Origin of the sequence: Nucisporomicrobium flavum (assembly GCF_016464385.1) — a bacterium.
GTDB classification, from domain to species: Bacteria; Actinomycetota; Actinomycetes; order Mycobacteriales; family Micromonosporaceae; genus Actinoplanes; species Actinoplanes flavus_A.
In genome coordinates, this window is record NZ_JADMLH010000003.1 from 448,810 (window position 1) to 461,242 (window position 12,433).

The window sequence follows — 12,433 nt, forward strand, 5'->3', positions numbered from 1 at the left end:
ACGATGTCGACGGTGGTCAAGCGATGACTCACAGCGATGGAGTGGGGGCGACGGTGGCGGGGATCTTGAGGGCGGCGGGTTTGCGGTGACGGTTCACTTCATCGGCGCCGGGCCGGGGGCTGCGGATCTCATCACCGTACGGGGGCAGCGGCTGCTCGCCGCTTCGCCGGTCTGCCTGTACGCCGGCAGCCTCGTGCCGCGGGAGCTGCTCGATTCGTGCCCGGCCGGGGCCCGCCTCGTCGACACCGCGAACCTGGACCTGGACGCGATCGTCGGCGAGATGTTGCAGGCCACAGCGGCCGGTCAGGATGTCGCGCGGCTGCACTCCGGTGACCCCTCGGTGTTCAGCGCTGTCGCCGAGCAGATGCGCCGGCTCGACCAGGCCGGGGTGCCGTACGACGTGACGCCGGGCGTACCCGCCTTCGCCGCCGCGGCCGCCTCGCTGCGCCGGGAACTGACCGTGCCCGAGGTCGCGCAGACGGTGATCCTCACCCGGACCGCGGAACGCGCGACCGCGATGCCTCCCGGGGAGGACCTGGCGACGCTGGGGGCCAGCCGCTCCACGATGGTGCTGCACCTCGCCGTCCAGCGCATCGACGCGGTCGTCGCCGAGCTCGTGCCCAGCTACGGCGGGGACTGCCCGGTCGCGGTGGTCGCGCGCGCGAGCCGGGAGGACGAGCTCATCCTCCGCGGCACGCTCGCGGACATCGCGGAGAAGGTTCGGGAGGCTGGCGTACGGCGTACCGCGGTGATCGTGGTCGGCGCGGCGCTCAGCGCGTCGCAGTTCCCGGACAGCCACCTGTACTCGACCGAGCGATGCCGCAGCTGAGAGTGCTCGTCCTCGGCGGAACCACCGAGGGGCGTGCCCTGGCGGGGCGGGTGCCGGTGATCAGCTCGCTCGCCGGTCGTACGTCGCGTCCGCTGCTACCGCCGGGCGAGGTGCGGACCGGCGGGTTCGGTGGGGTGGACGGGCTGGAGTCGTACCTGCGAGCGGAACGCATCGACGCGGTCGTCGACGCCACCCATCCGTTCGCCGCGACCATGACCGGGCACGCCGCCGCCGCCACATCCCGGGCCGGGATCCCGTTGCTGGTCCTGCGCCGGCCGGGCTGGACCGAGCAGCCGGGCGACCGCTGGCACCGCGTCGCCGACCTGGCCGCGGCCGCCGCCCTGCTACCGACGCTGCGCCCGAGCGACCCGGGCGCGGGTGCCGGCCTGCTGCCGACGCTGCGCCCGGGCGACCCGGGCGGGGGTGTGCCGACGTTGCGCCGGAGCGACCCGGGCGTGGGTGCCGGCCTGCTGCCGACGCTGCGCCCGGGCGATCCGGGCGGGGGCGGACCTGGCACGGCTGGCGGCGGGATGCGGGTCTTCCTCACCACGGGGCGGCAGAGCATCGCCGCGTTCGCCGGGCTGGACGAAATCCGGTTCGTGTCCCGGTCGGTGGAGGCGCCGGTCCCGCCGATGCCGCGGCACCTGGAGGTGGTGCTGGACCGGGGGCCGTTCGGCCTCGATGCCGAGCGGGAGCTGATGCTGCGGCACCGCATCGACGTGCTGGTCACCAAGGACAGCGGCGGGGCGGCGCCCAAGCTGGACGCCGCCCGCGAACTGGGGATTCCTGTCCTGATGGTCGACCGGCCGCCGCTGCCGGCCGGCGTTCCGACGGTCGCGACGGTCGATGCGGCCGTGGATTGGCTGAGCATGCTCGAAAGAGCCGACGGATGCTGACGCCCGCAGGCTGAGGCCGGCTGCTGGAGCCCGGCGTGGGCGCGTGGCGGGGAGTCGAAGAAAGGGCGGTCCGGTTCAGGCGGGGTAGTGGCGTGGTGTGAAGACCTGGGTTGAGCCGTCTCCCCGGTTGACCGCCCGCGTCTGGCTCGACCCGATGATCAGCAGGCATCGCATGTCGATCGTTGCCGGGTCGAGGTCGCCCAGCGTGGTGATCCGTACCGACTCCTCCGGGCCACCGACGTCGCGGCCCACCACGACCGGCGTCTGCGGGTCGCGGTGTTCCAGGAGCAGATCGCGGGCTCGGACCAGCTGTTCCTTGCGGCTCTGCGACGCCGGGTTGTAGAGCGCGATCACCATGTCCGCGCCCGCCGCCGCGGTGAGGCGGGTGGCGATCACGTCCCACGGCTTGAGCCGGTCGGAGAGCGACATGATGCAGAAGTCGTGGCCCAGCGGCGCGCCCGCGCGGCTTGCCACGGCCTGGGCCGCGGTCAGGCCCGGGACGATGCGGACCGGGACGTCCTTCCACTGGGGGTCCTCGCTGACCTCCAGCACCGCCGCGGCCATCGCGAAGACGCCCGGGTCGCCGGAGGATACGACCGCCACCCGGCGGCCGCGTTTGGCCAGGTCGAGGGCGAATGCCGCGCGTTCCGCCTCGACGCGGTTGTCCGAGGCGTGCCGGTGCTGGCGGGGGTTGGCCGGGACCCGGTTCACGTACGGGCCGTAGCCGACGACGTCGTCCGCCTCGGCGAGCGCCGCCTGTGCCTCCGGGGTGAGCCATTCGCGTCCCGCCGGGCCGAGGCCGATGACGGTCACCGCGCCGGGGCCGGGGGCGCGGGTGCCGGCCTGCGGGGTGGCGAACGCCGTGGCGGCGGGGCTGGGCAGCAGCGCCAGGGAGAAGTACGGGACCGTCGCGGGGTCGACGTCCGCCAGCCGGGCGTGGCGTTCGCGGTCGGTGGTGGCGCGTTCGACGTACCAGGCGTCGTCGAGGCGGCCCGCGGTCTCCAGGGCCTGCCGGACCCCCTCGAACGTGCGGCCCAACTTCATGATCGCGGCGGAGTCCGTGCCGGCCAGGCGGGCCGCCAGCTCGTCCGGCGGCAGGGTGCCGGGGAGCACGGTCAGCACCTCGTCGCGTTCCATGAGGGGGCGGCCGAGGACCGCCGACGCGGCGCTGACCGAGGTGACGCCGGGGACGACCGTGGCCTCGTACCGGTGCGCGAGCCTTTTGTGCATGTGCATGTACGAGCCGTAGAAGAGCGGGTCGCCCTCGGCCAGCACCACGACGTCGCGGCCGGCGTCGAGGTGGGCGGCGAGCCGTTCGGCCGAGTCGGCGTAGAATTCGTCGATCGCGCCCTGGTACCCGCCCGGATGGTCGGTGCTCTCGGTGGTGACCGGGTAGATCAGCGGCTCCTCGATCTGCCCCTCGCGCAGGTACGCCGCCGCGATGGCCCGCGCGTTGGAGCGGCCGTGGCGTGCCGCGTGGTACGCCACCACGTCCGCCTCGGCGATGAGCCGGGCCGCTTTGACGGTGACGAGGTCCGGGTCGCCGGGGCCGAGCCCGACGCCGTACAGCCGACCAGCCACCACTACTCCTCCTCCGAGGCGAGCGCGTTGACCGCGGCCGCCGTGATCGCGCTGCCGCCGCGGCGCCCGCGGACGATCAGATACTCCAGGTCGGACGCGGCAAGGGCGTCCTTGCTCTCGGCGGCGCCGATGAAGCCGACCGGTACGCCCAGCACCGCGGCGGGCCGGGGCGCCCCCGCCTCGATCATCTCCAGCAGGCGGAACAGGGCGGTGGGCGCGTTGCCGATGGCCACCACCGCGCCGCCCAGCCGGTCGCCCCACAGGTCGAGGGCGGCGGCGCTGCGGGTGTTGCCGATCCGGGCGGCCAGCTCCGGTACGGCCGGGTCGCGCAGCGTGCAGATGACCTCGTTGCCGGCGGGCAGCCGCTTGCGCGTCACGCCCGACGCGACCATCTCGGCGTCGCAGAGGATCGGCGCCCCGCCGAGCAGGGCCTTGCGGGCGGCGGTCACCACGCCCGGGCTCCAGCCGATGTCGTCGACGAGGTCCACCATGCCGCAGGCGTGGATCATGCGTACGGCGACCCGCGCCACGTCGGCCGGCAGCCCGGACAGGTCCGCCTCGGCCCGGATCGTGGCGAACGACCGCCGGTAGATCTCCGCACCGTCGCGTACGTACTCCATGTCAGCCCTTCCTCGCGGCCGCGACCAGCGCCGCCACCTCGTCCCCCGCGGCCGCCGCGCCGCCGTGCGGACCGGCCACCAGGTAACCCTGTCCGGTCGCCTCCACCCGCACGTGCGGGCCGGCCGGGCTGCCGCAGCCTCGCGCGCAGCCCACCCAGTGCACGGGCAGGCCACCGGCCATCGCGGGCGCGGCCGCGGAGGCGTCCGACCGCACGTCGGCCAGGGCCTTGGCGCAGCCCGGCCGTCCCGCGCAGGTGGTGACCCCGGTCCACGGCGACCCGGCTGCGACCTCCAGGCCGGCGGCGGCCAGCCGGTCGGCCCAGGACGCCGTCTCACCGGGTGCCAGATCCGCTACGACGATGCCACGCCACGGGGTGACGACGAGAACCGCGGCCGTCGACAGGGCGCTGAGCTGGGCGGGAGTGAGCCGACCGAGGGGTACGAGGGCAGCCACGGCCGTCGCGTCGACGACTCCTATCGGCTCGTGCGTCGCGGGACGGGTCAGCGAAGGCTCGATGAGCGGCAGGCCCAGGGCAGCCGCGACCCGGGCCGGGCCGTCGGTGAGTTCCCGTAGACGCCAGGGCCGGCGCTCACCCGCCTCGCCTGCCAGCCGCAGGAACGCGTGCGCGGCCGCCAGCAGCGTCGGCACTGTCGCGTCGGGGGAGACGCGCAACCCCACGTCGCGGCCGGCGAGCAGCACGGCGATCCGGTCGCCCACCGGCAGGGCCGCGACATCCGCGGAGAAGGCGACGTCACCGGCTCCGCCGTCGATCGCGAACAGGAAGCGTCCCGGCAGGGCCGCCAGCGCCGGGTCCGCGCACAGGGCCCGGTCGAGCGCCGCGATGGGGGTGGGGTCGCCGATCAATGGGGACGCGGCGATGTTGCGTACGAGCTCATGGGTCTGCGAAGGCAGCAGCCCGGCGGCCGCGAGACGGGCGGCGAGCTGCACCGCCGGGGCGCCGTTCAGCGCGCGGAGCTGGAGGTTGGCGCGGCTGGTCAGCTCGACGTGCCCGTCGCCCCACTCCGCGGCGATCTCGCGCAGCGCCCCGAGCTGGGCGCCCGTGATCCGGCCGCCGGGGATGCGCACGCGCGCCAGCGGGCCGTCGGCGGCGTCGTGCAGCCGAAGAGCGCCGGGACAGGCGTCGACCGCGGTCGAACGATGGGGGGAGGACACGGCCCGGATACTACGGATCGGCCCTGACAGTTTCCCGGCCCGGTCGAGGAGCGCCGACCTCGTCACGTTGACGCGGCCTCTCCGGGTCGGCAGAGTGGGAGGCCACGTGCGGCGACGCCGCGGAGGAAGCCGGTGCGAGTCCGGCGCGGTCCCGCCACTGTCACCGGATGCCCCACCAGGGGGTCCGGGAGCCAGGAACTCCGGTCGCCGTGATTGCACCTAGCCGGGGCGCGGACCCCGAGGGGGAGAGCCGTGTTTCTGCTGCTGTCGACGTCCGACACCGACCTGCTCAGCGCCCGGGCCAGTGGCCGCGAGTGGCGTCTGGGCAACCCGGCCCGCACCGCCGTCGAAGACCTGCCGGCCCTCACCGCGGGCGCCGAGCTGATCGTCGTGCGCATCCTCGGTGGCCGCCGGGCCTGGGAAGAAGGGCTCGACGCGTTGCTCGCGGGTCCGGTTCCGGTGGTGGTGCTCGGCGGGGAGCAGGCGCCCGACGCCGACCTCATGAAGCTGTCGACCGTGCCGGCCGGGGTCGCCGCGGAGGCGCACGGCTACCTCGCGTACGGGGGTCCGGACAACCTCGCCGCGCTGCACGACTTCCTGTCGGACACGATTCTGCTGACCGGTAACGGGTTCGCGGCGCCGGTCGCCGCGCCCGACTGGGGTGTGCTCGAGCGCGACGCGCAGCCGGTCGACGGGCCGACGGTCGCGGTTCTCTACTACCGCGCGCACCACATGGCCGGGAACACCGCCTTCGTGGACGCGCTGTGCCGGGCGGTCGAGGCGGAGGGCGGCCGGCCGCTGCCGATCTTCACCGCTTCCCTGCGTACGGCCTCGGCGGAGCTCCTGGCCGAGTTGCGCAAGGCGGACGCCCTGGTCGTGACGGTGCTCGCCGCGGGCGGCACCAAGCCCGCGACGGTCAGCGCCGGCGGTGACGACGAGGCGTGGGACGTCGGGGTGCTCGCCGACCTGGACGTGCCGATCCTGCAGGGGTTGTGCCTGACCAGCAGCCGCGAGGCGTGGGAGGCCAGCGACGACGGGCTGTCCCCGCTGGACGCCGCGACCCAGGTGGCGATCCCCGAGTTCGACGGCCGGATCATCACCGTGCCGTTCAGCTTCAAGGAGCTCGACAAGGACGGGCTGTCGGTGTACGTGCCCGATCCCGAGCGCGCCGCCCGGGTCGCCGGCATCGCCGTGGCGCACGCGCGGCTGCGGCACATCCCGCCGGCCGAGCGCCGGATCGTGGTCATGCTCTCGGCGTATCCGACCAAGCATTCGCGCATCGGCAACGCCGTCGGGCTCGACACGCCCGCCTCGACCGTGCGGCTGCTGGCCGCGCTCGGGGAGCGAGGGTACCGGACGGGGTCGTTCCCGGGGGTCGCCGAGCAGGACGGCGACGCGCTGATCCACGCGCTCATCGCGGCCGGTGGGCAGGACCCGGACTGGCTCACCGAGGAGCAGCTGGAGAGCAACACCGTCCGGATCAGCGGCGAGCGGTACGCGGCCTGGTTCGCCACGCTCCCCGGGGACCTGCGCGAGGCGATGGAACGGCACTGGGGACCGCCGCCCGGCGAGCTGTACGTCGACAACGGCGACATCGTGCTGGCCGCGTTGCGCGACGAGAACACCGTGGTCATGGTGCAGCCGCCGCGCGGTTTCGGCGCGAACCCGGTGGCCATCTACCACGACCCCGACCTGCCGCCGAGCCACCACTATCTGGCCGCGTACAGGTGGCTGGCCGACGAGTTCGGCGCGCACGCGGTGGTGCACGTCGGCAAGCACGGCAACCTCGAGTGGCTGCCGGGCAAGAACGTCGGCATGTCCGCCTCGGACGGCACCGACGCGGCGCTGGGCAACCTGCCGCTGATCTACCCGTTCCTGGTCAACGACCCGGGCGAGGGTACGCAGGCCAAGCGCCGGGCGCACGCCACGCTGGTCGATCACCTGATCCCGCCGATGGCCCGCGCCGAGTCGTACGGCGACATCGCCCGCCTGGAGCAGCTGCTCGACGAGCACGCGAACATCGCCGCGCTGGACCCGGCGAAGCTGCCGGCCATCCGCTCGCAGATCTGGACGCTGATCCAGGCCGCCAAGATGGACCACGACCTCGGCCTGGCCAACCGGCCCGGCGACGAGGAGTTCGACGAGTTCATCCTGCACGTCGACGGCTGGCTGTGCGAGGTCAAGGACGTGCAGATCCGCGACGGCCTGCACGTGCTGGGCGCCGCGCCGACCGGCGAGGCCCGGGTCAACCTGGTGCTGGCCATGCTCCGCGCGAAGCAGATGTGGGCCGGGAAGGTCGCCGCGCTGCCGGGCCTGCGGGAGGCGCTGGGCCTGCGCGAGGACGCCTCGACCGCCGAGACGGACGCGGTGGAGGCGAAGGCCCGGGCGCTGGTCGCGGCGATGGAGGAGGCGGGCTGGCCCGAGGACGTCCCGGACCTCACGGACGACCCTCAGGTGCGGGAGATCCTCGCGTTCGCGGCCCGCGAGGTCGTGCCCCGGCTGGCGCGCACGACCGACGAGCTGACGAACGTGCTGCACGCTCTGGACGGCGGCTACGTGCCGGCCGGGCCGAGCGGCTCCCCGCTGCGCGGCCTGATCAACGTGCTGCCGACGGGCCGCAACTTCTACTCCGTCGACCCGAAGGCCATCCCGAGCGCGCTCGCCTGGGAGACCGGGCAGGCGATGGCCGAGTCGCTGCTCAAGCGCTACCGCGACGACCACGGCGACTGGCCGAAGTCGGTCGGGCTCTCCGCCTGGGGCACGAGCGCGATGCGGACGGCCGGCGACGACATCGCCGAGATCCTCGCGCTGATCGGCGTACGCCCGGTGTGGGATCCCGCCTCGCGACGGGTCACCGGGATCGAGCCGATCACGCTGGACGAGCTGGGCCGGCCCCGCATCGACGTGACCGTCCGCATCTCGGGCTTCTTCCGCGACGCGTTCCCGCACGTGGTGGCGCTGCTCGACGATGCGTTCGGGCTGGTCGCGGGTCTGGAGGAGGAGCCGGAGCACAACTTCGTCCGGGCCCACGCGACGGTCGACGCCGGTGCGGGCAAGACGTGGCGGCAGGCCACCACGCGCATCTTCGGTTCGCGGCCGGGGGCGTACGGCGCCGGCATCCTCCCGCTGATCGACAGCCGCAACTGGCGCGGCGACGCCGACCTGGCCGAGGTGTACGCGGTCTGGGGCGGCTTCGCGTACGGCCGCGGGCTCGACGGCGTCCCGGCGCGCGGGGACATGGAGAACGCGTACCGGCGCATCGAGGTGGCCGCGAAGAACATCGACACGCGCGAGCACGACATCGCCGACTCCGACGACTACTTCCAGTACCACGGCGGCATGATCGCCACGGTACGGGCGCTGACCGGGCGGGCGCCGGCCGCGTACATCGGTGATTCGACGAACCCGGACGCCACCCGGACCCGCAGCCTCACCGAGGAGACCGCCCGGGTCTTCCGGGCCCGTGTGGTCAACCCCCGCTGGATCGCCGCGATGCGCCGGCACGGCTACAAGGGCGCGTTCGAGCTGGCCGCGACGGTCGACTACCTCTTCGGCTACGACGCCACCGCCGGCGTGGTGGCCGACTGGATGTACGAGCAGCTCGCCGCGGCTTACGTGCTGGACCCGGAGAACCAGAAGTTCATGACGCAGTCCAACCCGTGGGCCCTGCACGGCATCACGGAACGCCTGCTCGAGGCGGCCGAGCGCAAGCTGTGGGAGGCCCCGGACCCGGACACTCTCGCGGCGCTGCAGCAGGTCTTCCTCGAGACGGAGGGTGACCTGGAGGGCTAGGCCCTGCCCTGCCGGTCATGGCGACGCCGAGACGGAGTCCAGGTTTCGTCTCGCAAGTGGGCCGGACGGTCGGATACCGGGGTTGTATCCGGCCGTTCGGACCGCGCCGCGAGGCGGAAGCTGGGCCCGTCGCAGGCCGTCATGACCGGCAGGGCAGGGCCTGGGGGTAGGGCCTGCACTACCAAGGGTCGGCAGCCTGCGGCATTCAGGTCGGGCGCTGCTCTTCATAGCGTTTCAGGCATGTGGAGAGCAGCGAAAACGCCAGCCCAGAACGGCACGCCGGCCCCGGGTGCCGTGGCCGTGCGCACCGAGCAACTGACCCGGGTCTACCGCACCGGCGGGCAGGGCGTCACCGCCCTCGCCGGCGTGGACGCCACCTTCGCCCGGGGGACCTTCACCGCGGTGATGGGCCCGTCGGGCTCCGGGAAGAGCACGCTGCTGCAGACCGCGGCGGGGCTGGACCGGCCCACGTCCGGGCGGGTCTGGATCGGCGCCACCGAGCTGTCGCGGCTGTCCGAGACCGCGCTGACCAAGCTGCGGCGTACCCAGATCGGGTTCGTCTTCCAGGCTTTCAACCTGATCGGCGCGCTCACCGTCGAGGAGAACATCGAGCTGCCGCTGCGGCTGGCCGACGCGCGGCCGGACCGGCGGTGGCTCGCCGAGGTGGTGGAGCGGGTCGGGCTCGGTGACCGGCTGCGGCACCGGCCCAGCGCGCTCTCCGGCGGCCAGCAGCAGCGCGTGGCGATCGCCCGGGCGCTGGCCACCCGGCCGGACGTCATCTTCTGCGACGAGCCCACCGGCGCCCTGGACACCCAGACCGCCGCCGAGGTGCTGTCGCTGCTGCGGACGGTCGTGGACGAGCAGGGTCAGACGGTCGTCATGGTGACCCACGACCCGGTGGCCGCCTCGTACGCGGACCGGGTCATGGTGCTGGCCGACGGCCGGATCGTGCGGGACATGCCGCAGCCGGGCGCGAACCGCATCGCCGAGGAGCTCGCGTCGCTGGGCCGTACCGTGCAGGGGGTGCGGTGACCCATGGTCAAGCTCGCCGCTCAGATGCTGCGCCGCCGGATCGGCAGCGCCCTCGCCACGCTGGTCGCCCTCACCTTGGGGGTCGTGATCCTCACCGCGCTGGGCGCCATGGTCGAGTCCGGCCTGCGTCACCGGCCGACCGCCCAGCAGTACGCCGCGGCCGACGTCGTCGTCGCCCACCGTGACCTGTCCTTCACGACCAAGGAATTCGGCGACGTCAACCACGTGACCGTCGGCCTGCCGGAGGGCGGCACGGTGCCGGCCGCCCTGGCCGACGAGCTCCGCAGGGTGCCCGGGGTGGCCACGGTGGCCGCCGATGTCCGGGTTCCCGTGCTGGGGGAGAGCGCCGCCACCGGCCACGGGTGGAGTTCCGCCGTGCTGACCCCGTACAAAATCATCAAGGGTGACGCGCCCGCCGCGGCCGGGGACGTGGTGCTGGACGCCCGCCTCGCGGGCGACGCCAAGCCCGGCGATCGCACCACCCTGATGGTCGGCGGTACGGCCCGGGAGTTGCGGGTCAGCGGTATCGCTTCCGGGTCCGGGCCGGAAAGCGTCTTCTTCACCGACGCGCAGGCCGCGAAGCTCGCCGGGAAGCCGGGCAAGGCCGACGCGATCGGCATCGTGGCGCAGCCGGGTGCCGACAGGAAGGCGATCGTCGCGGCGGCCGGCAAGGTGGCCGGCACCGCGGGCGCCAAGGCGTACGCCGGAAGCGGTCTGGGCGCGGCCGAGAGCGACTCGGAATCGCCGCAGACCCTGCTCATCACCGTCGGCGCGTCGCTCGGCGGGTATGTGGCGATGCTGGTCGGTTTCGTGGTGGCCGGGACGATCGGGCTCTCCGTCCGGCACCGCCGCCGCGACCTGGCCCTGCTGCGCGCCGTCGCAGCCACCCCCGGCCAGGTGCGCCGGATGGTCGTGGCCGAGGCCATGCTGCTCGGCCTGGCCGGCGCCGCGATCGGCGTCCCGGGCGGGTACCTGGCGACCGAGTGGGCCCACGACCAGTTCGTCGACCGGGGCTTCCTGCCCGCGGGCTTCCCGATGGGCATGGGTCCGCTCGCCGCCGTGACCGCGGTGGTCATGACGCTGCTGGTGGCGGTGCTGTCCGCGCTGGCCGCCGCGCGCCGGGTCACGAAGATCCGCCCGACCGAGGCGCTCGGCGAGGTGGCGGTGGAGCCGGCGCAGAGCGGCAAGGTCCGGCTGGTGGCCGGCGTGCTGACGCTGACGGGCGCCGGTACGGCCAGCTCCCTCACGGTCGGCGCCAGCGGTCCGACGGCCCTGGCCGGCGCGATCGGGATGCTGTACCTCTTCGTCCTCGCGGTGGCGCTGCTGGCGCCCTGGATCAACCGGACCAGCGCCCAGCTGCTCACGCCGCTGCTGCGCGGCGTCTGGGGCACCAGCGGCTACCTGGCCACCAAGAACCTGAAGGCGAACGCGCAGGGCATGACCACCGTGCTGACCGCGCTGGTGCTGTCGGTCGGCTTCGGCGGCTCGGTGTGGTTCCTGCAGGACAACCTGGAGCGTCAGACGGTCGAGCAGGCCCGCGAGGGCACGCTCGCTCAGCACGCGCTCGTCTCGCCGGCCGGATTCCCCACCGAGGCGGCCGCCGACGCCCGCGCCATGCCCGGCGTGCAGAACGCGACCGGCGTGCGGCACACGTCGGTGATCCTGAAGGCGCTGGGCGACGCCGAGCCGGTGCCGGCCCAGGCCGTCGACGCCGGCGGTGCCGGCACGCTCGACCTGCACGTCACCTCGGGCAGCATGGCCGACCTGGGCGCCGACGGCGTCGCGGTCTCCGAGCTGCGGGCCGGGGGCGCCGGCTGGAAGGTGGGGGACCGGGCCGAATTCTGGCTGGGCGACGGCACTCCGGTACAGCTCCGCGTTGCGGCGATCTACCAGCGCGGGCTGGGCTTCGGCGACGTGACGCTGCCCCGGGAGGTGGTCGCCGGGCACACCGCGAGGAACCTCGACGACCAGGTCCTGATCCGTACGGCGCCCGGCGCGGACGTCGACGAGGCGCTGGCGTCCCTGGCGGCCCGGTACCCCGGCAGCGCGGTCGTCGCCTCGGGCGACCAGAACAAGCAGCTCGCCCAGGACATGGCGATCAGCGCGTGGCTGAACAAGCTCCTCATCGGCGTGATGGTCGGCTACGCGGCGCTCGCCGCGGCCAACACGATGGTGATGGCCGCGCTGGCCCGGCGCCGCGAGCTGTCCCTGCTGCGCCTGGCCGGGGTGACGAAGCGGCAGGTCAAGCGCATGGTGCACGCCGAGCAGGCGGGGCTGCTGGGGGTCGCGCTGGTGATCGGCGGCGGCATCGCGGCCACCACGCTGATCGCGGCGGTGAACGCCTTGACCGGGGATCCGGTGCCGTACGTGCCCGCGCTCGGCTGGGTGGCCGTGCTCGGCGGGACGGCGCTGCTGGCGCTGGTCACCACGGTGCTGCCGGTCGGCCGCCTGCTGCGGGTGCCGCCGGTGGAGAGCATCGGCACCAAGGAATAGGCAGACCGTCACGCGG

The 12,433-nt window shown here is 74.1% G+C and carries 8 protein-coding genes and 1 riboswitch; of the genes, 5 read left to right on the forward strand and 3 right to left on the reverse strand.

Going from position 1 to position 12,433, the window contains the following annotated elements; translation table 11 throughout:
• The first annotated feature begins 85 nt into the window (after nucleotides 1-85).
• Entirely contained in the window at nucleotides 86-829 is a 744-nt protein-coding gene (gene cobM, locus IT780_RS10135) for a precorrin-4 C(11)-methyltransferase (RefSeq protein ID WP_199511184.1), read from the forward strand.
• Nucleotides 817-1,725 carry a cobalt-precorrin-6A reductase gene (locus IT780_RS10140; RefSeq protein ID WP_199511185.1) on the forward strand — a complete coding sequence of 303 codons (909 nt, stop codon included), beginning with the start codon at nucleotides 817-819 and terminating at the stop codon, nucleotides 1,723-1,725. The genes cobM and IT780_RS10140 overlap by 13 nt, the downstream gene beginning before the upstream one ends.
• Nucleotides 1,726-1,800: 75 nt before the next feature.
• On the opposite strand, the gene IT780_RS10145 is transcribed toward IT780_RS10140, so the two are convergent.
• From IT780_RS10145 to IT780_RS10155, 3 genes are read right to left on the reverse strand one after another with little or no spacing between them, the layout of a single operon-like run.
• Nucleotides 1,801-3,306, reverse strand: coding sequence for a precorrin-2 C(20)-methyltransferase (locus IT780_RS10145; RefSeq protein ID WP_199511186.1), 1,506 nt, complete (start codon nucleotides 3,304-3,306; stop codon nucleotides 1,801-1,803).
• 2 nt (nucleotides 3,307-3,308) lie between these two features.
• Nucleotides 3,309-3,926, reverse strand: a complete 618-nt coding sequence (locus tag IT780_RS10150) for a precorrin-8X methylmutase (RefSeq protein ID WP_199511187.1) — start codon at nucleotides 3,924-3,926, stop codon at nucleotides 3,309-3,311.
• Nucleotide 3,927: 1 nt separating this feature from the next.
• A complete protein-coding gene (locus tag IT780_RS10155; RefSeq protein ID WP_307831118.1) occupies nucleotides 3,928-5,100 on the reverse strand; it encodes a ferredoxin-like domain-containing protein in 1,173 nt (390 codons plus the stop codon).
• A 122-nt stretch (nucleotides 5,101-5,222) separates the two neighbouring features.
• A riboswitch (cobalamin riboswitch) is annotated at nucleotides 5,223-5,301 on the forward strand.
• Nucleotides 5,302-5,352: 51 nt separating this feature from the next.
• On the opposite strand from IT780_RS10155, the gene cobN reads away from it, so the two are divergent.
• From cobN to IT780_RS10170, 3 genes are all read left to right on the forward strand, one after another.
• A complete protein-coding gene (gene cobN, locus IT780_RS10160; RefSeq protein WP_199511188.1) occupies nucleotides 5,353-8,892 on the forward strand; it encodes a cobaltochelatase subunit CobN in 3,540 nt (1,179 codons plus the stop codon).
• A gap of 240 nt (nucleotides 8,893-9,132) precedes the next feature.
• On the forward strand, nucleotides 9,133-9,924 hold the full coding sequence (locus IT780_RS10165) for an ABC transporter ATP-binding protein (protein WP_199511189.1): 792 nt from the start codon (nucleotides 9,133-9,135) through the stop codon (nucleotides 9,922-9,924).
• 3 nt (nucleotides 9,925-9,927) lie between these two features.
• Entirely contained in the window at nucleotides 9,928-12,417 is a 2,490-nt protein-coding gene (locus IT780_RS10170) for an FtsX-like permease family protein (protein ID WP_199511190.1), read from the forward strand.
• The last annotated feature ends 16 nt before the right edge of the window (nucleotides 12,418-12,433 follow it).